A 19,530-nucleotide genomic window follows, 5' to 3' on the forward strand; every position below is an offset into this window, starting at 1 on the left:
TTTTCCCTTAATGCCCGGGCGTCACCAGCGGACTGGCATAACTGAAAAAACGCAGACTCAAGCGATCCGACAAGGTGAGCGTCACCGCATAGGTGTGGTTAAGCCACTCGGCCAAAGCAGTATTTCCTGCCGTAAAGCATTGATCAGGATCGAGTTGCAGCAATGCCTGCCAGCAATCATTCAGTTCGGTGGCGATGCCGCCTGCATTGTCTTGCGCGTCCATTTCTTCCAGATACTTGACCAGGCCTTTGATCTGAAACACCACAGAATTAGGGTTATTGTCATCCATCAACAACAAGTCCAGCACAGGCAACCACTCTGGCTGTGCAGCATAGCGTGCCCGATAGGTGACCAGGTTATTGGTCACTTGCAACAACCATTCCAGGTTGCTGTGTTGTGGCATGGCCAAGGCGCGGCTCAACAACACACACATAAACTGCAAGCGCTCTATACGCCGCCCCAGGGACATAAAACGCCAGCCCAGGTCACGCGTCATCCAATCCATGGCAAAGCCGGTCAACGTCACAAAATGATTGATTGCCTGCTCAATATAAGACAAGGCATCCTGCAGGGTGGCATGCTGATGGCGGGTAATAAACAGGCGTGACAATACGTTCACCGTCCGCCAATGGTCATTCGAAATGCGCTCACGCAGGTTAAATGCCTGCTGAAACAGTTGCTGCACACTGGTGGCCAAACTGCTGGACTGTTGTGAGAATACGGCCTGGATCAGCAACGGTTCAATATCATCATCCGTCCAGGGTTGCCAACTGGCAATCGCCTCTTCGTCTTCCGGGTTGGGTAACAGGTCAAACCACTGGCACAAGCCCTGCATGGTTGCCCACTCGCCGTCGCGCATCTCCGGCGTGTACTCGAGCAAGGCGCGGATGGTGGCACGTAACATGATGGCTTTTTGCAGATTGCGCACCGAGTAACGGCCATACCAAAACAGGTTTTCTGCCATGCGGCTGGACAGGTAGGCATTTTCACGCACCAGGTCCTGGCTGGAATTGGTTTTACGCAACAAACTGAACGGCGGTTGGCTGTCATGCGACAACACCCAGGTATCTTTGCTGGTACCGCCGCGCTGCATGGTCACGACGCGGGCATCTTTACCACTGGCCACGCGCGACAAACCACCCGGCAGGATGGCATAGCCGTTGGGCGTCGCAAAGGCATACACCCGCAAGCTCACGGCCAGCGAGCCGATTTGCGGGTGGCTCTGGTGGCTGGTCAGCACCGGCGCATGTGAAATATCCACTTGCTCCTGCGCAATATAGTGGTCGGGTTGTGCACGCAACTTGGCGATCAGCGACTCTTTTTGGCCCGGGTTCAAATCCTCACCAAAAATAGGCGACGACCGCACTTGCGGATAAGCCGGTTTGATCACCAGGTCATCCAGGTGCTGGATGACGTACTCCAGGGCGGCTGGCTCACCACACCACCAGGTCGCCACCGAAGGCATGCGTAAGGTTTCGCCTAAGACTGACTGGCATAAATTAGGCAAGAAACCGAGCAAGGCTCCAGATTGCAGCAAATTGGCACCCAAGGCATTGGCAATCAACACATTGCCCAATCGCGCGGCCTGCGTCAAGCCAGCCACGCCCAGCAAGGACTCGGCATTCAGCTCCAGCGGATCACAGTAGTCGTCATCAATACGCCGCAAAATCGCATGCACAGGCTTGAGCCCGGCAATGGTTTTTAGCCACACCACGCCATTGCGTACGGTGAGGTCACTGCCTTGCACCAGCGGGTAGCCCAGGTAGCCCGCCAGAAAGGACTGCTCGTGGTAGGTTTCGTTATAAGGTCCGGGGGTCAAAATAACCACCAATGGCGGCTCACCCTGACCCAGCGCGGTGATGCCGGGTACCGTTCGTGCCTGGTTATCCGCCACGCGGTGTCCCCAGTGCGCCAAACTATCGCGCATGCTGGCAAAAAAGCCGCTCAGGCGCTCAATATTCAGATCACGGAACAGCTCGGGAAACGCACTCGAAATAATGGTACGGTTTTCCAGCGCATAGCCTGCGCCAGTCGGCCCTTGCGTGCGGTCAGACACCACCCACCACTGGCCGTTAGGTGCGCGCGCAATATCGACGGCATAGTTATGCAAGGCAATATTGTCATAATGTGGAATCCCGACACATGACGGCAAAAAACCGTTATGCCCGTAAATCAATGCCGGGGGCAATTGACCATCGGCCAACAGCCGCTGCTCGCCATACACATCCAGCAATACCTGGTTAAGCAAGGTCGCGCGTTGTGCAACCGAAGCGGCAATGTGCTGCCATTCGTCTTGCGGAATAATCAGTGGCAGGACATCCAGATCCCAGGGCCGCTGCACGCCATGGGTATCGGCATAGACATTATAGGTGACACCATTATCCCGCACCTGGCGCTGCACGGCTTCCACGCGTTTACGCATGGCGGTCGGCTCTTCAGACTCCAGCTGTGCCAGCAAGGCCTGCCAGTGCGGACGCGCCTGTCCGCTGCTATCCAACAGTTCGTTGTAGCGGTCAGAAAAATACAGCTGGTTAAGCACTGGTTGCATGCGAGATCAGGAGAAGAAAGACATTACATAACAAGACAATGAGTGTAACAGGATGTTCACGCCTTGGCCTGCCAACGCAGGTCCAGCGTAAACGGAAAACGCGGATTCGGTGGTTCTTTTACCACATCCATCTCGCCCGGCGTGTGTCCATGCGCCCAGAAACGCGCAAATCGGCGCGCCTCTGCCTCATTGGCATTAACCGGGAAAGTATTGTAATTGCGCCCACCCGGATGTGACACATGATAGGTGCACCCACCTAATGACTTGCCACTCCAGGTATCTACCAGGTCGAACACCAAAGGCGCTTGCACCGGGATGGTCGGATGCAAGGCTGACCACGGATTCCAGGCGCGGAAGCGGACGCCCGCCACATGCTCGCCCGCATTGCCGGTTGCCTGCAAGGGCAGCGGACGACCATTGCAGGTCACCACATGGCGGCCATCGGTCAGGCCACGGACGCGCAGCTGCATGCGCTCCACGGACGAGTCCACATAACGCGCAGTGCCGCCGCCAGACACCTCTTCACCCAGCACGTTCCAGGGCTCTATGGCCTGCCGCAGTTCCAGCTCTATGCCGTGATAAGCCACGGTGCCATAACGTGGAAACCGGAACTCGACAAATGGCTCAAACCAGCGTTGCTCAAAGGCATAGCCTGCTGCACGCAAGTCGGCCACCACATCGGCCATATCCTGCGCCACAAAATGTGGCAGCATCCAGCGGTCATGTAATTCAGTGCCCCAATGCACCAGTTTGCCGGTATAAGGCGTTTTCCAGAAACGTGCAACCAGCGCACGTAACAACAAGCTTTGCAGCAGGCTCATGCGCGCATGCGGTGGCATTTCAAACGCCCGGAACTCCACCAGCCCCAGCCGCCCGGTCGGGCCATCTGGCGAATATAGTTTGTCGATAGAAAACTCGGCGCGATGCGTGTTACCGGTCAAATCGACCAGCAAATGCCGTAACAAGCGGTCGACCAGCCAGGGCTGCGCACTTTCTTTGCCCGGTGGCAGCATTTTTTCCATCTGCTGGAAAGCAATGCCCAGCTCGTACAAATTATCGTCGCGCGCCTCATCCACCCGCGGTGCCTGGCTGGTGGGGCCAATAAAAGTGCCTGAGAACAAATAAGACAGTGCCGGGTGGTTTTGCCAGTAGGTAATCAGGCTGCGCAACACATCCGGCCGCCTTAACAGCGGGCTGTCGGCGGCTGTTTCGCCGCCCAGCGTCACATGGTTACCACCGCCAGTCCCCGTATGGCGGCCATCCAACATGAATTTTTCTGTGCCTAACCGGCATACACGCGCCGCCTCATATAATGTGCTGACATTCGCAACCAGCTCCTTCCAACTGCTGGACGGATGAATATTGACTTCAATCACGCCGGGGTCTGGTGTCACACTGAGTAACTTCAGGCGACTATCCCGCGGTGGCGTATAGCCCTCCAGCCACAGCTTGAGCTTGAGGTCACTGGCGGTCTGCTCAATGGCACTCAGCAAATCCAGGTAATCCTCCAGTCGGGTCACCGGTGGCATAAATACATATAAGCGGCCTTGCCTGACCTGCACACACAAGGCGGTATGAATCACTTCGCGTGCGGCGGGCTGGTTTGTTTTGTGTTTTAACCTGACCTTGGGCACCTTGGCATCACCCAGCGCCGCCTGCTCAGCAAACGAGTCCAGCGCAAATTCAGGCTCAATCTCCGCAGGCAATTGCCATGGCAATGAAGACAACGGCAAGCGCAACCCCATCGGCGAATCGCCCGCCAGCAAATAGAGATGCTCGCGCCGCAACGGCCACTTGCTGGTCAGCCATTCACCGGCCGCTTGCGACTCTACCGGTTTCAATGGCATGACATAACCGACGACCGAGCCTAAGCCCTGATTCAGCACATTGGCCAGCCGCTTACGCTCGGCACCATCCTTCAAGTCGGCCTTGAGCGGGTCAATATTGTGCGCCAACTGTTGCTCTTGCTGTGCCAGCGACCACACATCTTCATAGGCAGGCACCACACAGGCTGGCGGGAATCCAAGCATATCGGCAAGATGCCGCGCAAATGCCTGCGCCTGTTTGGCGGTGTAGCCATCCTGACCACTTTCGGCTGAAAACAGGCTGGCATCGCGCCATACCGGCTTGCCATCAGGCCGCCAGTAGATATTAATCGCCCAGCGCGGCAACGGCTCACCGGGATACCACTTGCCCTGGCCGTAATGCAAAAAGCCGTGAGGCGCGAACTGGGCCTTGAGCCGCCCTGCCAGCTCCCCTGCCAGTTGGCGCTTATGCTCCCCCAGCGCCAGGGTGTTCCACTGCGCGCCATCCATATCATCAATCGAGACAAAGGTCGGCTCCCCCCCCTGCGTCAGGCGCACATCCATCTTGTTCAGTTGTTTATCGACCTGCTCGCCCAATTTCACGATGGCTTGCCAGTCTTGCTCGCTATAAGGCTTGGTCACACGCGGATCTTCGTGAATACGGGTGACACGCATCTCGTGGCTAAACGTCACTTCGGCGACATCGGTAAATCCCATCACCGGTGCGGCCGAGGATGGCAACGCCGTGCAGGCCAGCGGAATATGCCCTTCGCCTGCCATTAAACCGGACGTTGGGTCCAGCCCGACCCAGCCAGCACCGGGGATAAACACCTCTGTCCAGGCGTGCAGGTCAGTAAAATCCTTATCCGTGCCACTGGGGCCATCCAGCGCTTCCACATCTGCTTTTAGCTGTATCAGGTAGCCAGAAACAAAACGCGCCGCCAGGCCAAGCTGACGCATTACTTGCACCAACAACCAGGCGGAGTCACGGCAGGAACCCGTACGTTTTTGCAAGGTGTCTTCGGGCGTCTGTATGCCTGGTTCCATGCGCACGGTGTAGCCAATCGCTCCTTGCAGGCGCTGGTTTACCGCCACCAAGAAATCGACAATCCCAACCTCCGGCTGCACCACCTCACTGCGTATAGCATCCATCCAGCCCGTGAGCAAAGGCCCCATGGGCTCCGCTTGCAAATAGGCGGTCAGCTCAAACGCCTGTTGCTCGGTGTAATTAAATGGGAAATGCTCGGCATACTTCTCCACAAAGAAATCAAACGGGTTGATGACAGTCATGTCTGCCACCAAATCGACCGTAAAATCGAGCTCACGCACCATTTCGGGGAATACGAACCTGGCAATATAGTTGCCGTAAGGGTCTTGCTGCCAATTGATAAAGTGCTTTTCCGGATTCACCGTCAATGAATACGACAACACAGGCGTGCGCGCATGCGCGGCAGGCTTTAAGCGGACTTCATGTGGGGATAAATTGACCAGTCGGTCGAACTGATAACGCGTGCGGTGATGTAAAGCGACACGGATAGCCACTGCCACTCCTTTTAGGAATTATGATTTTAGGCAGTGAAGATGCAGGAAATATGCCAGCTGCGAGCAAACAGGCCACAACGCAGCTGGAAAACAAAAGAAACAGGCGACAGTGAGGGATGACTTATTTGCCGCCGCCCACCAGGCTTTTCACAGCGCTGACGACATCGCCCGGCATGACCACGATTTTACTGTTATTGGAATCCGCCATTTTTTGCAGGGATTGGATATAACGGTCGCCGAGCAAGAACGTTGCCGAGGCGTTATTTTCTTTCACCGCTTCGGTAATCATTTTGATCGCCTCGGCTGACGCCTTGGCACCGACCATCTGCGCCTCTGCATCTTTGCGCGCCGCTTCCAGACGCGCTTCCGCATTCAGAATCAGGGATTGTTTGGCACCTTCGGCCTCGGTGACCACTGCCACGCGCTCACGCTCGGCAGCGGCTTGCCTTTCCATCGCATCCTGCATATTGGCAGAAGGCTTGATATCCTGAATCTCAACACTTTTCACGGTCAAGCCCCAATCCAGCGCCTCATCGGCAATCGCCTCTTTCAACTCTGCCTTGATGCGGTCACGCGAGGTCAATGCATGGTTTAAATCCATGCCACCAATAATTGAACGCAAACTAGTTTGCACCATATTGCGCATGGCCTCACGGAAATTTTCAATCCCGTATACAGCGCGCTCAATGTTAGTCACCTTGATAAAGGCAACCGCATTGGCCAGAATCACTGCGTTATCGCGGGTAATGACTTCCTGCTCAGGCACATCGAGGATGATGTCTTTGGTGGTCACTTTATAGCTAATCGTGCTCAATATGGGATTAATCACATGCAAGCCCGGCGTTAAAATACCGGCAAACTTGCCAAGGCGTTCAACTACCCACTCTTCGCCCTGCGGCACAATGCGCACGCCTTTAACGATGGCAATAATCGCCAATATCAATATGATGATGCTGATTTCCATGTGGTTTCCTCTGCTGAAAAATATTGAGCTGCTGCATGCAGCCACCCCAAACGTCTTGGGCCGGTGTAGTTTAGTGTTGTGTCAGTGGCGCAACACGCAAGCCATTGCCTTCCACTGCGATGATTCTGGCAGGCTGATCGACCGCGATGTCTACGTCAGCATAGGCGGTCCATTCTTTGCTGCCCATCACGCCCTGGCTAAACCGAATTTTGCCTGGCTGGGCCGGGCTGACGGCAACGGTGATCACGCCCTGACGACCAATCTCTTCCCCCTGTGCCTGCCCGACGCGCGGCGCCGGATGCGCTTGTTCGCGCTTGCGCCAGATGGCGACGGCCAATACGGAAAACATGGCATAGATGACGATTTGCCAGGCCAGACCAAAGGCTGGAAATGCCCAGGAAAATAACGCCATGACCAAGGCTGCGACGCCAGGCCAAAGCAAATACAAAGTCCCGGACATCATTTCCAGACACAATAAAATCAGGCCAATAACGCCCCAACTCCAGACCAGTTGCACCGTGCTCACCCCCATTGTTTTGAATACATCCTACCAGAAAAGAACGTATTTTTGCTGCCTATTGCATCCATGGTAATACCCCTGCCTGTATTAGCATGCATAAGTTATCCGCTTAACGTCGTTACCAAACAGGGAGTATTATGGAGATCGTCACCTTAGTCATATTCGCAGTGTTAACGCTTTATATCATCATGCTGTATAACAGTTTGGTCAGCGTTAAAAACAACATTGCCAAAGCCTGGTCAAATATTGAAATACTGCTGAAGCAGCGTCATGACGAGTTGCCTAAACTGATTGATACCTGCAAACAATATATGAAGCATGAACAAGACACCCTGGAAAGGGTGATGTTAGCCAGGTCACAGGTGTCTAAAGCGCAGCAGTCACATGACGTGAACGCCTTGGGCACCGCCGAAGGGGCATTGCGCACTGGCTTAGGCCATTTGTTTGCCGTGGCAGAAGCCTATCCTGAATTAAAAGCCAACGAAAATTTCCTGCATTTACAATCTCGCATCAGTGGGCTAGAGAACGCCATTGCTGACCGCCGTGAGTTTTACAATGAAAGCGTGAATATCAACAACGTACGTATCGAACAGTTTCCCGATCTGTTAGTGGCGAAACTATTTAACTTTCCCCGCTTTGAGCTCATGCGTTTTGCCAGTGAAGAACTACGAGACATCGATATCGGCAAACGCTTTAATAGTTAAATTGCACCATGTTGCAGTTTTTACGCGGTCACGATAACGACGCGATTACATCCGTTGGCCATCTGACCTTGTTGCTGATGGCCGTGTATGCCCATAATCAACGGGTATGGATAGGCTGTTGCAGTGTGATCGGCCTCATCAGCCTCTGGGCCTGGGCAGCCAACTATCAAAGATGTCGTGTCATTTCAGATACACCGACCTCACGCATCGCCTCCGCTGCACAAGGCTATGTTGAACTATATGGGCGCACTGCGATGGCGTTTAACAATTTACTGATTAGCCCCTACAGCCATACGCGCTGTATTTGGTACCGTTATCGCGTCTATGAAAAAGAAGACAAAGGCTGGCGCCAGGTCAGCAATCAGACCAGTGACAGTATGATAGAGATGAGCGATGGCACGGGCAGCTGTGTGATCGATCCAGATCACGCAGAAGTCATTTCTCCCGATCGCAAGGTAGTGAGCCAAGGCGGCTTTAAATACGTGGAAGAGCTGCTGAGGAGCGACGCAGTGTATGCCTTAGGCGAGTTCACAACCATAGGCGGTGCCAACGCCATGCTCGATTTGAACTCAGATGTAGCGGTCTTGCTGGCATCCTGGAAAGAAAACAAACAATCTTTGTTGCAACGCTTTGACCTGGATGGCAATGGCGAGATTGACCTGAAAGAGTGGGAGTTAGCACGCAGGGCGGCGATGCGTGAAGTCGAGAAAGAACATCGAGAGATCCGCGCAGCAGATGGCATCCATGTGATGCGGGCACCAAAGAATGGTCGGCCATTTCTATTATCCAATCTATCACCACAAAAGTTACGCAACACCTATCGATGCTGGGGTGCCGTGCATTTAACCATTCTCTTTCTGGCAGTTGCAGGCGCACTATGGTTCTGGCAAAGCAATACGCTGATCGAACTGTTTACTTAAACTGTCTGAAAGCGCGCAATAGAAGAAGTCGTGCTGCCTAACTGCCCAAACCTTACTACCATCCTGCCTGCACAAACCGCCTCTGAGCAACGATGAATATTTGAAAGCATGGCATGACTACTTGTGTCAAAATGCTGCAATGACTCAACCGCCTACGCGTATCACGCTTGCCTCTGACCGTTACGAACGGCTGGCACAAATCCGTGACTGCTTTCCGCAAGCCTCGGGGCCAGACTTGTCCCCGGCTTGGCAAGGCGGACGTGCGTCTGCATTAGCGCGGCTATCGGCGGTGGATGCTGAAGACTATGCGCGTAGCCGCAACCAGCTCACAGGCGCAGCGACCGGCTTATCGCCCTACCTGCGCCATGGCTGCCTGTCGCTGCAAGAAACCATGGCGGACGTGCAGGCACGGTTTGGCAAACACTCGCACAAACTCGCCGCAGAACTCAGTTACCGAGATTATTTCCGCCAGGTCTGGTACCGATTTGGTGAAGCGATCATGCAGCCCATGGAGTCTCCCAAGGTAGGCTTAGGCGATAAACCCATGCCAGACTTTATTGCACAAGGCTTCACCGGGCTGGTGTGCATGGATGAAATCGTGCGCCAATTGCAGCAACATGGCTATGTACACAACCATGCACGCATGTGGTTTGCGGCTTATGTCGTGCATTGGCTCAAGGTAGACTGGCGACAAGCTGCCGATTGGTTTGAAACACAACTACTGGATGGCGACACGGCATCCAACCATCTATCCTGGCAATGGATCTCCTCCAGTTTCAGCAGCAAGCCTTATATTTTCAACAAAGAAAATCTGACCAAGTTTGGCGGCGAATCCTGGTGCCAGCAATGTCGTGTCAGCTGCCCGTTTGAAGGCAGTTATGAACAACTGTATCAACAACTGTTTACTGAGGCAGTGGTCGCACCCCCACCCGCCCATCATATAAAACCGCCGCCCCCCACGCCCAAAGGCGTCGCGAGCCTGGTATGGATACACGACGAGATGCTGTCACCAACGCATGCGCTATGCGCCTTTAACCTGCCCGCTGTATTTATATTCGACCCGGCACTGTACCAGCACTGGCCACTCAAGCGCTTGCAATTCATGGCTGACTGCCTGGCTGAAATGCCAGGGGTAGATATCTGGCTGGGACAAACCAATCAAGTACTGGCGCGGCTCGCGCAGGGTCGGATCATCACCCAAAACACGCCGCAACAGGCACTCAAACAAGCGGCAGCAGGGCTGGATATTGAGTGGCGCACCGAGCCTGTTTTGACAGAAACGCCGTTAAGCGACCACCAACTCATGCGTTTCAGCCGCTACTGGAAAGCGGTAGAACCCAGCCTCACGCGCGGCCTTTGCACAAACTAGCGCCTGCGCCTGCGCTGCGAGCCTGTGTGGCGTGGTAAAATCCCGCGCATGAATACTCCGACATCAAACACTCAAACCAACCGCGAACTCGCAAAATCATTCGACCCAAAAACCATAGAAAGCCAATGGTATGCTTTTTGGGAAGGTAAAGGCTTTTACGCCGCCGGCATGAACCCGCAAGTGCAAGATAACTTCTGCATTTTGCTGCCCCCACCCAACGTCACCGGCACGCTGCACATGGGCCATGGTTTTAACCAGACCATTATGGACGCGCTGACGCGTTACCACCGCATGCGTGGCGACAACACCTTATGGCAACCAGGCACCGACCACGCAGGCATTGCCACGCAAATTGTGGTGGAACGCCAGCTCGACGCACAAGGCGTGAGCCGCCATGATCTGGGTCGCGAAAAGTTTCTGGAAAAAGTCTGGGAGTGGAAAGAATATTCCGGCGGCACCATCACCAAACAGATGCGCCGCCTGGGCACCTCGCCCGACTGGCAGCGCGAGCGCTTCACCATGGATGCAGGCCTCAACAAGGTGGTTACTGAGACCTTTGTACGCCTGTATAACGAAGGCCTGATCTACAGAGGAAAACGATTAGTTAACTGGGATGTGAAACTGGGCACCGCCGTGTCCGATCTGGAAGTAGTCCAGGAAGAAGAAGACGGCTCCATGTGGCATATCAATTACCCACTGGCGGATGGCTCCGGCTCGCTGACTGTAGCGACAACGCGCCCGGAAACCATGCTCGGTGACGTGGCTGTCATGGTTAACCCAGAGGATGAACGTTATGCGCATTTAATTGGCAAAAACGTCACACTCCCGTTGTGCAACCGCGAAATCCCGGTGATTGCCGACGAGTATGTCGATAAAGAATTTGGTACCGGCGTGGTAAAAGTCACGCCAGCCCACGACTTTAACGACAATATGGTTGGTCAACGCCAGGGCCTGGACAAAGTCGTCATCCTCAACCTGCAGGGCTTTGTGCCTGCAAGCGCTGAAGTCTACGCCGCTGACGGTAGCGCCAAAGCCGCAATCACCTTACCTGCCAATCTGGTCGGGCTGGAGCGTTTTGCTGCGCGCAAACAAGTCGTGGCAGACCTCGAGTCCGGTGGCTTTTTGGTCAAGGTTGAAAAACACAAATTGAAAGTGCCACGTGGCGACCGCACCAATGTGGTGATTGAGCCCATGCTCACCGACCAGTGGTTTGTGGCCATGAGCAAAGCAGGTCACGACGGCAAGAGCATCACCGAAAAAGCGCTGGAGGTGGTTGCTAATGGCGAAATCAAGTTCTACCCGGAAAACTGGGTGAATACTTATAACCAGTGGCTGAACAACATTCAAGACTGGTGTATTTCTCGCCAATTATGGTGGGGTCACCAAATCCCGGCCTGGTATAGCGAACACGGTAAAGTCTATGTAGCGCACGATGAGGCTGAGGCAAAAGCCATGGCCGCTAAAGACGGTGACACCGGGGCTCTAACGCGCGACAACGATGTGCTGGATACCTGGTACTCGTCTGCCCTGTGGCCATTCTCTACCCTGGACTGGACGGGCGATGACGCGATTGACGCGCAAAACCAGGCTTTACAGCAATTCCTGCCATCATCAGTGCTGGTCACCGGCTTCGATATTATCTTCTTCTGGGTAGCGCGCATGGTCATGATGACCAAGCACATCACCGGCAAAATTCCGTTCAAGCACGTTTACGTGCACGGCCTGATCCGCGATGCAGAAGGCCAGAAAATGTCCAAGTCCAAAGGCAATGTGCTGGATCCGATAGATCTGATTGACGGGATCGACCTGGAATCACTGGTGAAAAAACGCACCATCGGCCTGATGAACCCGAAAGATGCCGAGAAAATCGAGAAGCGCACACGCAAAGAGTTTCCAGAAGGCATTGCCGCTTATGGCACTGATGCGCTTCGCTTCACCTTTGCCAGTCTGGCTTCGCCTGGTCGCGACATCAAATTTGACCTGCAACGCTGCGAAGGCTACCGCAACTTCTGCAACAAACTGTGGAACGCGACCCGCTTTGTGCTCATGAACACTGAAGGCCAGGACAACGGCTTTGGCGCAGAAAGCTGCGAAGCTGGTGGCCGCAAATTCAGCCAGGCAGACAGATGGATTGTGTCGCTGCTGCAACGCACCGAAGCCGAAGTGGAGCGCGCGTTTAACGACTACCGCTTTGACCTGGCAGCCAAGGCCATTTATGAATTTGTCTGGGATCAGTATTGCGACTGGTACCTGGAAATCGCCAAGGTACAAATCCAGGGCGGCAGCGAGGCCGAGCAGCGCGCCACCCGTCGCACCTTGTTGCGCGTACTGGAAACCATTTTGCGCCTGGCACACCCGATTATTCCGTTTATTACCGAAGAAATCTGGCAGACCATCGCGCCAATGACCGAGCTGAAAGACAAGTCACGCAGCACTGAGAGCATTATGCTGCAGACTTATCCAAAGGCAGACCTGGAAAAAATTGATGAACAGGCTGAAGCGTGGGTGGCCACTCTGAAAACAGCGGTAGAGGCTTGCCGAAGCTTGCGTGGCGAAATGAGCATTTCACCTGCCGCCAAGGTGCCATTGATTGCCGCGGGTGACGCTGAGCAACTGGCCGCTTTTGCACCTTACCTCAAGTCACTGGCCAAGCTGGAGAACGTCGACATTGTGGCGGAGCTCCCAGAAGCAGATGCGCCAGTGATGCTGGCGGCTGACTTCAAACTGATGCTCAAAGTGGAAATTGATGTTGCCGCTGAAAAAGAGCGCCTGAGTAAAGAAATTGCGCGTTTGCAGGGTGAAATTACCAAAGCCAACGGCAAACTGGGCAACGAAAGCTTTGTCGCCCGCGCCCCGGCAGCCGTGGTGGAGCAGGAAAAAGCCCGCCTGGCTGAGTTCAGCGCCAGTCTTGAAAAGTTACAAGCCCAATTAAATAAACTCAAATAATTGCAGCCTACAAATGTGACATCGTCGCCTGGCAATCAGGCGACGGTGCCACATTTGTGGCAGAACTTGGCAAAAGCATTTTTTCGCGCATTGCAGCCAGTGCAATAATTGTGCAGACAAATGCCACAGTGCATGCAAAAGTCATTGTGCTCATTTTTGAGATCTACCTGCCGCTCACAGCCCGGGCAAATACTCTTGCCCAAGCGCTCTAAGGCAGTGTCATACCCCAACTCTTCCCGGCGCTGGAACTCAGGTTGCGATTCGGCCAGTTGCTGCTGCGCCAGATACCGCTGCAATGCGGCAATAGCATATTTGCCACCAACCACAGTGAGCAAAATACCGACAATATAGCGTACATAACCGCCATAATCTGGCAAATACGGCACTAGTTCAACGAAGAAGGCCATCAACGCAAAGATAATAAAGCCCCAGACAAAGGGCCAGTACTGGGATTTGCGTTGCTTCACAAACAACCAGGCGGCGAGCCCCAGCAAAGGCAGGGTCAGGAGCAAGCGGTACAAAAACACGCGTGTGGCCTTGTGCTGGTAAGCCTCGTCAAATTTTTTACGTGCCACCTCTTCCATGGCATTGATCTGCGTTTGCAATTGCGCCTCATGCTGGAACAGGTTCGTTTGCTTCTGCTGAATCTGCTCTATCGACTTCTCAGCATGACGCTCCTGCACTTTGAGTGCATCCAGCTGTTGCGTGCGCCTGACCAGCTCATCATCCTGCGTTGATAACTGCGTCACATCTCGCGTTGCCACCCAGTTATCAAAAGTACTGCGCGCGGCCTGATAGTCTTTTTGCCGTATCGTCAGCTGCAAACTGGCTTGTTCCTGCTGGTCAGCCAATCGCTGCCGCTGCTGGGCAATGCCGCTCAGTTGCGTGCGCAACGGCTCAATGGCACGCTGGTTAACGTAGTGCTCGGTGGTGTATTCGGTTTCCACGCGTGGCAGGTCACCGATAATATTCTTACCCAACCCCGTTAAAAACCAGGCGAAGATAAAAGCCACGGCCCACAATGCGCGGTTAAACCACTTTTCAGATAAACGAACGCCTTTACTCATCTGACAGTCCTCTCGTAGAGATGTTATGCATGCTAGCGGGCTTTCACCATCGCAGCAAGTATGTGCAAAAGTTGTAGAAACTGGCACAGCACGGGCATCTGCCTTAAAATTCAACTTTAAAGGATAGTATGCGGATGGCGGACACTGAAGAAGAAAACCCGAAAGAAGTCTTGTGCAGTTGCAGCGGCACAACGCGGGGCTTGATTATTGAGCTGGTCGCGCAAGGCAAAGACCTGGACGCCATTTCACGCTACTCAGGCGCACTGAGCGGATGTGGCGGGTGCGAATGGGAGATTACCGAACTGGTGAATGCCCTCAACGCAAAGACTTAAACACGCGGCCCACAGACCGCGCACGTCGGGTCTTTTTTCAGGCGTATGGTGCGCCATTCGGCACTCAATGCATCCAGTAACAGCAACCTGCCCTGCATGGTTTGGCCGATATTGAGCAAAACCTTGATGGCCTCCGCTGCCTGTGCGGTACCTATCATGCCAACGAGCGGCGCAAACACGCCGTTATCAGCACAACGCAGTTCCTGATCACCCCCTACATCAGGATACAGGCAGTGATAGCAAGGGCTTTCATCATGACGAAAATCAAACACGCTTAATTGCCCCTCAAAACGAATGGCGGCACCAGAGATTAATGGTGTTTTGTGGTTAAAACACAACTGGTTCAATAAGTAGCGCGTCGCGAAGTTATCCGAGCAATCAATGACTACATCTGCAGCCGCAACACGCCCGGCAAGCGCCTCTGCGTTGAGTCGGAGGGTTTCAACATGCACATTGACCTCAGGATTTAAGCTGCCAATCGTCGCCTGCGCAGACAGGGCTTTGTTTTGTCCAACCGCCGCGGTGGTATGGATAATCTGGCGTTGAAGGTTGGTTAAATCGACCTGGTCAAAATCACAAATGGTTAAAGTGCCCACACCAGCGGCAGCCAGGTACATGGCTACTGGCGCGCCCAAGCCACCCGCACCAATCATCAGCGCATGGCTTTGCGTGAGCTTCTCTTGCCCGGCAAATTCAATTTGCGGCAACATGATGTGCCGACTATAACGTAACAATAAATCGTCTTGCATGAAACATCCGTTTTAAGGCAGGCGCTGCGCCTGCACCATTTGCTGTATTAACACTTTGGGCGACAACATCACCAAACGGTCATCAAACACCGCGCCACCCACCTGCTGCTGGGCTTTATCGACAAAAACCAGGTCGCCATCAGCGTTTTCCTGCTCATCCACATGCACAGGGGCGGCCATCACAAAGGCTTGCCCGCCAGACACCGATTGTATGCCACCCAGCCCGTTTTCGCCATGCGAAAGGATAATGGCAGCCGGGCGGCTAGGCGCACTGATTAATGCCCCGACGTCACCTACCACTTGAATATTGCTGGCATTCTCGGCCGCAGACACAGAGAACCATTGTGTGTGGTGGGTAAAGGTACTATCCGCACGGTAGCGCAAAAACCGTCCCCAGGCATCGGTCGCCACCAGGCCTAGTTGCAGCCATGGCAGCACGCCTTCATCCCCTGCACAACTTTGGTTTGCCGATACATTTTCCCAGCCATCTGGCGGCTGGTCGGTATCCGGGCAGGGCAAATAATGATAAATAATCGCGTGGCCAAGCAATGCTTGCTGTGCCGCATAAAGCCGCTGTTCTGTTTGCTGATATTTTTGCAAGGCTTGCTGCACCCGCAATGGCGTCATTAGCCAGCCCATCATCAAACTTAAAATCACCAATGCCAGCGCCATTTCGAGCAAGCTAAACCCCGACATGACGGCCCGGAGGCGAATTGGGCGAGTTTGCGGCACCGGATTCATGGCCGACTCACCTTATCCTGCAGATCATTGCTCGGCAGATTAAGCACAGAGGCATCTTGCAGATGCAGCGCAAGCAAGGTGGAGGCCTCAAGATAGGCGTTCAGATGCAGTTTATCCGTAGCACTGTCACGGATCTGCCCGGCCAAACGCTCACCCGCCAGGATAATACTGGCCTGCGCTTGACCTGGCAGGTAAAACACTTGTTCGCGCCATGCATTTTGCTGAAACCAGTGGTGTTGTGGATTACCGTCCAGCACATGCTCTGTCGCCCATGGCCAGTGCGCGTTCGCATCGAGCGGCAAGCGGCCGATGCTGGCCGCCGCAGAAAGGCATTGTCCGGCACTCAAGGCCTGGTTACCCAAACAACTACTATCGTCAACGGCTGCGGGTATCGGATAAGCAAGGCATGGCAACGCAACACAGCGCAGACTGCGTTTTACCTCTGCCAGCACTTGTTTTTGCATGACCTGATGCATTTGGCTAGCAGTCATCGGCCAGACAACATCATTAAAATGTATGCTGGATGATGTCCTGACAAAGCTACGTGCTGCGTTTTCCTGCGGATTGGCATTATCGCTAGCCCCCTGTATATCCAGGTAATGCTTCGCTACTTCACTGGTCGCGTCCATGCGTTGCTGCACCCAGCCATCCTCCCGCGTGAGCGGCTGCATGGGCGCAATTAACACGGCAACCACCCCATTGCCTTGCGTCGCATCCCACACCACACCTTCTGACGAAACCACACTCCATGTGCCTGCCGTATCCAGATTTAACGGTCGCAGGCGCGGATTGTTTTTGTAGCGCTCGGAGACGGCATACCATAAGCGCTCACCACTGCCATCACGCACATCACCCACCCCCAGGGTTTTCCACGGCAACCGCCCTATGCGAGAGGTATTGCTACACGAGGTTTCAGCAATGCCATCATTATTGCGGTCCGGGCAGGGCAAATCACCAGGACGCGGACAATTCAATTCACACGGAGTCGTCCCCAAAGGCTGCTGGGCATAAGACAATAAGGCTTGCTGCGCTATCGCCAATGACGCGATTGTTTGCTGCATCGCTCGTTGCCGGGCAGGATAGTTTCCAGGTACCTTATACAGCATCCATGTGCCCATGCCAGACAACAACAGTAACACCATCCAGATAGCGACACCGGTTTGCACGCCTCGGGCAACATGGGCAGACCTCATCATTGCGCACCCATCAGCTCAGCGGGTAGCACATGAGGGAAATTAAACAGGTCCAGGTCGCATTGCGCAGCGATCATCTCGGCGCCTTCCGCCAATATCCAGCTGCAACGACGCACCAGCAACAATCCGCCATATGCATGCTCAAGCCGCTGCAACCAATCGATGACGGCAGACTCATGAGGCACTGACCAGCGCAGTTGTATGGACGTCGCCGTGAAATTCAAGGTCGGCGGCTGACTGGCTGGCCATTGCGCACGACAGGCATCTGCAGGACACGACACCGTCGGTGCAATTTCATAAGCAACATGTGGCAAGGCAAACTGTTGCTGCATGGAGACCAAATTGCCATCCCAACGATCGAAATCCGGCGACTGCATTAAGCCATGGGCTTGCCAACCGATACGATGCGCAAGAAAGTAATGCATATCAGGCTGATAACTGGCTTCAAGCTCTGTTTGCTGCTGCTGTTGCCGCCATTGACGCCTGGCCTGACTCCAGCCATCGTCAGCAACCCGTTGGTCATTTAATGTGATAGCCATCACAGCGACAAGCAGGCACAGCACGACTAGCCAACCGATCAAAGTTGCACGTAACGCTGGCCAGTAAGCAGTGACTTTCATCAAGTGGCCGCCTGATTCACATCCCGCAGATATAGCTTAAGCACGGGTGGCTGATCCGGCGCTGGCGCCTGACCTGTATTGCCTTGCCGCTGAGCGTTGCTTGCGGATGCTGAAGGCGTGAGCACCTCTACTTTTTCGATCTCAGGCAACCCTCGTAATCGCGTCAGTAATTGCTGCCATTCCATCGCCGCCTGTTCGCTACGATCACCCTGCAACCATGTCACAGTGAGCGTTTCCCGCCAGCGAGAGGGATGCTGCGTAGCGGCATCAACCTGCGGGGAGCTCTCTGAGAAATCCCACGCCAGTGAGGCTACCTGCCAGTGAGGGAGGCCCGTTAACACCTGCTGCATCAGGGCCAAGGCATGCTCTGGCAATCGCACAGAAGCCTGTAACCCTTGCACGGCTTGCGTCAATGCGCGTATGCCAGAGAACTGTGCCTGATTGATATGCTCAGCGGGTGTGCGCTGCCCAACTTGCAGTTGGCGCTTCACCTGCTGCATTTGCACCTGCGCCTGGTAGGTGGCTTGTATGCTGACCCAGCAGATCAGAGCCGTCAAGCAAACCATCGCTGCCCCTGCCCAATGCAAGTGACGCTTCATACGCGCACTGCTATCCAGCAACAACACAGGCTCAGGGGCCAGATTAGGCAACGGACCACCCTTTAATATAGGCTGTATCGCCGCCCATTCCATGGCATGCAGCCCAGATGGCAAGCCCCGGTTTCTTGAATGCCCATCCATATCTGAGACCTCAGCCCATACACATCCAGCAGGCAACTGCGCTTTGATTAATAGCAGGTTTACAGGCGCCTGGCCCAGCCAGACAAGTGATAATGCATCAGCCTCTTGTAACCAATGCTGATGAATTAAAGTCATGCGTATTTGCGCCACCTCCTGCGCAATCCGGCCAACAAAATCCTCTGGCGTAGAAAGCGTGTCTGACGGCAACGAAATCAGGCGGCTAAAGAATAGGCGCCGCTGGTGGATATAACTGAAACGGACTTGTTGTGCCGTATATTGCACACACAACCCGTGCATCACCCCTTGCAGCGTTGCGGGTAGCCAGCAAACCAGGCTCAAGGCTTGTGTGTACACCCCCTGGACGCGAATAGGCTGTGCTTGCAACACCGACAGCCAGTGAGCCAGGGCTGGATAAGCGAGTGCCACAAACAGGAAGCGGCTCTCCCGGCGTAATGTTTTCACATGGCCCAAACGACAAACCGCATGCATGCCTTGCGAAAAAGGCCATGCTGCCAGCTTGCGCATTAACAACTGGCGCCCGGCCGACCCACGCACCTTCGGCAAGGTTTCCACGTGATAATGCTCATCCGCATGATTGGTCAGGAACGAGACTCTTGCCTGCGGAAACTGTTGCCACCAACGCAAGATTTCCTGGCGACGACTATCGTCACACTCAAACGTGCGCATGGCTAACGCTTGCTGACCGCACACATGCACTACACGCCAGCACGTTTGATCGACCAGAACAATGAAATGATGGCTTGCCATAT

General features: G+C 54.4%; 15 protein-coding genes. 5 read left to right on the forward strand and 10 right to left on the reverse strand.

The features are described from left to right. Positions 1-7: 7 nt before the first annotated feature. From INP78_RS11825 to INP78_RS11840, 4 genes are all read right to left on the reverse strand, one after another. Positions 8-2,548 (reverse strand): circularly permuted type 2 ATP-grasp protein, encoded by a 2,541-nt coding sequence (locus INP78_RS11825; RefSeq protein ID WP_194742410.1) that lies wholly within the window; start codon positions 2,546-2,548, stop codon positions 8-10. Between the two features lie 56 nt (positions 2,549-2,604). Continuing rightward, the gene (locus INP78_RS11830; RefSeq protein ID WP_194742411.1) at positions 2,605-5,895 is read right to left on the reverse strand and encodes a transglutaminase family protein; all 3,291 of its coding nucleotides are present in this window, start codon (positions 5,893-5,895) and stop codon (positions 2,605-2,607) included. 121 nt (positions 5,896-6,016) lie between these two features. After that, positions 6,017-6,859, reverse strand: coding sequence for an SPFH domain-containing protein (locus INP78_RS11835; protein WP_194742412.1), 843 nt, complete (start codon positions 6,857-6,859; stop codon positions 6,017-6,019). Positions 6,860-6,929: 70 nt separating this feature from the next. Continuing rightward, positions 6,930-7,391 carry an NfeD family protein gene (locus INP78_RS11840; RefSeq protein WP_228522856.1) on the reverse strand — a complete coding sequence of 154 codons (462 nt, stop codon included), beginning with the start codon at positions 7,389-7,391 and terminating at the stop codon, positions 6,930-6,932. 125 nt (positions 7,392-7,516) lie between these two features. Here INP78_RS11840 and INP78_RS11845 point away from each other — a divergent pair, with 125 nt between their 5' ends. From INP78_RS11845 to INP78_RS11860, 4 genes are all read left to right on the forward strand, one after another. Further along, positions 7,517-8,083: a LemA family protein gene (locus INP78_RS11845; RefSeq protein WP_194742413.1), complete on the forward strand. Its 567-nt coding sequence runs from the start codon at positions 7,517-7,519 to the stop codon at positions 8,081-8,083. 8 nt (positions 8,084-8,091) lie between these two features. Further along, complete coding sequence (locus INP78_RS11850; protein WP_194742414.1) at positions 8,092-9,003, forward strand: hypothetical protein; 912 nt, start codon at positions 8,092-8,094, stop codon at positions 9,001-9,003. 139 nt (positions 9,004-9,142) lie between these two features. Continuing rightward, positions 9,143-10,372, forward strand: coding sequence for an FAD-binding domain-containing protein (locus tag INP78_RS11855; protein ID WP_194742415.1), 1,230 nt, complete (start codon positions 9,143-9,145; stop codon positions 10,370-10,372). 48 nt (positions 10,373-10,420) lie between these two features. Then, positions 10,421-13,318 (forward strand): valine--tRNA ligase, encoded by a 2,898-nt coding sequence (locus INP78_RS11860; protein WP_194742416.1) that lies wholly within the window; start codon positions 10,421-10,423, stop codon positions 13,316-13,318. Between the two features lie 35 nt (positions 13,319-13,353). On the opposite strand, the gene INP78_RS11865 is transcribed toward INP78_RS11860, so the two are convergent. Further along, entirely contained in the window at positions 13,354-14,385 is a 1,032-nt protein-coding gene (locus INP78_RS11865) for a serine endopeptidase (RefSeq protein ID WP_194742417.1), read from the reverse strand. Between the two features lie 134 nt (positions 14,386-14,519). Between INP78_RS11865 and INP78_RS11870 the strand changes: the two genes are divergently transcribed. Then, the gene (locus INP78_RS11870) at positions 14,520-14,717 is read left to right on the forward strand and encodes a (2Fe-2S)-binding protein (RefSeq protein ID WP_194742418.1); all 198 of its coding nucleotides are present in this window, start codon (positions 14,520-14,522) and stop codon (positions 14,715-14,717) included. Here the strand turns inward: INP78_RS11870 and INP78_RS11875 are convergent. From INP78_RS11875 to INP78_RS11895, 5 genes are read right to left on the reverse strand one after another with little or no spacing between them, the layout of a single operon-like run. Beyond that, entirely contained in the window at positions 14,714-15,466 is a 753-nt protein-coding gene (locus tag INP78_RS11875; RefSeq protein WP_194742419.1) for a molybdopterin-synthase adenylyltransferase MoeB, read from the reverse strand. The genes INP78_RS11870 and INP78_RS11875 overlap by 4 nt on opposite strands. 12 nt (positions 15,467-15,478) lie before the next feature. Then, positions 15,479-16,207 (reverse strand): type II secretion system protein, encoded by a 729-nt coding sequence (locus INP78_RS11880; RefSeq protein ID WP_194742420.1) that lies wholly within the window; start codon positions 16,205-16,207, stop codon positions 15,479-15,481. Then, positions 16,204-17,403: a hypothetical protein gene (locus tag INP78_RS11885; protein WP_228522857.1), complete on the reverse strand. Its 1,200-nt coding sequence runs from the start codon at positions 17,401-17,403 to the stop codon at positions 16,204-16,206. Before INP78_RS11885 ends, INP78_RS11880 begins: the two co-directional genes overlap by 4 nt. Continuing rightward, the gene (locus INP78_RS11890) at positions 17,400-18,020 is read right to left on the reverse strand and encodes a hypothetical protein (RefSeq protein ID WP_194742421.1); all 621 of its coding nucleotides are present in this window, start codon (positions 18,018-18,020) and stop codon (positions 17,400-17,402) included. Before INP78_RS11890 ends, INP78_RS11885 begins: the two co-directional genes overlap by 4 nt. Further along, positions 18,020-19,528, reverse strand: coding sequence for a hypothetical protein (locus INP78_RS11895; protein ID WP_194742422.1), 1,509 nt, complete (start codon positions 19,526-19,528; stop codon positions 18,020-18,022). Before INP78_RS11895 ends, INP78_RS11890 begins: the two co-directional genes overlap by 1 nt. Between the last annotated feature and the right edge of the window lie 2 nt (positions 19,529-19,530).

Source organism: Methylophilus sp. 14 (assembly GCF_015354345.1).
Classification (GTDB): Bacteria; Pseudomonadota; Gammaproteobacteria; order Burkholderiales; family Methylophilaceae; genus Methylophilus.

Coding starts and splice junctions, on each gene's coding strand:
- INP78_RS11825 (WP_194742410.1), bottom strand. CDS start 2,548: ATGCAACCAGTGCTTAACCAGCTGTATTTTTCTGACCGCTACAACGAA.
- INP78_RS11835 (WP_194742412.1), bottom strand. CDS start 6,859: ATGGAAATCAGCATCATCATATTGATATTGGCGATTATTGCCATCGTT.
- INP78_RS11840 (WP_228522856.1), bottom strand. CDS start 7,391: ATGGGGGTGAGCACGGTGCAACTGGTCTGGAGTTGGGGCGTTATTGGC.
- INP78_RS11845 (WP_194742413.1), top strand. CDS start 7,517: ATGGAGATCGTCACCTTAGTCATATTCGCAGTGTTAACGCTTTATATC.
- INP78_RS11850 (WP_194742414.1), top strand. CDS start 8,092: ATGTTGCAGTTTTTACGCGGTCACGATAACGACGCGATTACATCCGTT.
- INP78_RS11855 (WP_194742415.1), top strand. CDS start 9,143: ATGACTCAACCGCCTACGCGTATCACGCTTGCCTCTGACCGTTACGAA.
- INP78_RS11860 (WP_194742416.1), top strand. CDS start 10,421: ATGAATACTCCGACATCAAACACTCAAACCAACCGCGAACTCGCAAAA.
- INP78_RS11865 (WP_194742417.1), bottom strand. CDS start 14,385: ATGAGTAAAGGCGTTCGTTTATCTGAAAAGTGGTTTAACCGCGCATTG.
- INP78_RS11870 (WP_194742418.1), top strand. CDS start 14,520: ATGGCGGACACTGAAGAAGAAAACCCGAAAGAAGTCTTGTGCAGTTGC.
- INP78_RS11875 (WP_194742419.1), bottom strand. CDS start 15,466: ATGCAAGACGATTTATTGTTACGTTATAGTCGGCACATCATGTTGCCG.
- INP78_RS11880 (WP_194742420.1), bottom strand. CDS start 16,207: ATGAATCCGGTGCCGCAAACTCGCCCAATTCGCCTCCGGGCCGTCATG.
- INP78_RS11885 (WP_228522857.1), bottom strand. CDS start 17,403: ATGATGAGGTCTGCCCATGTTGCCCGAGGCGTGCAAACCGGTGTCGCT.
- INP78_RS11890 (WP_194742421.1), bottom strand. CDS start 18,020: ATGAAAGTCACTGCTTACTGGCCAGCGTTACGTGCAACTTTGATCGGT.
- INP78_RS11895 (WP_194742422.1), bottom strand. CDS start 19,528: ATGGCAAGCCATCATTTCATTGTTCTGGTCGATCAAACGTGCTGGCGT.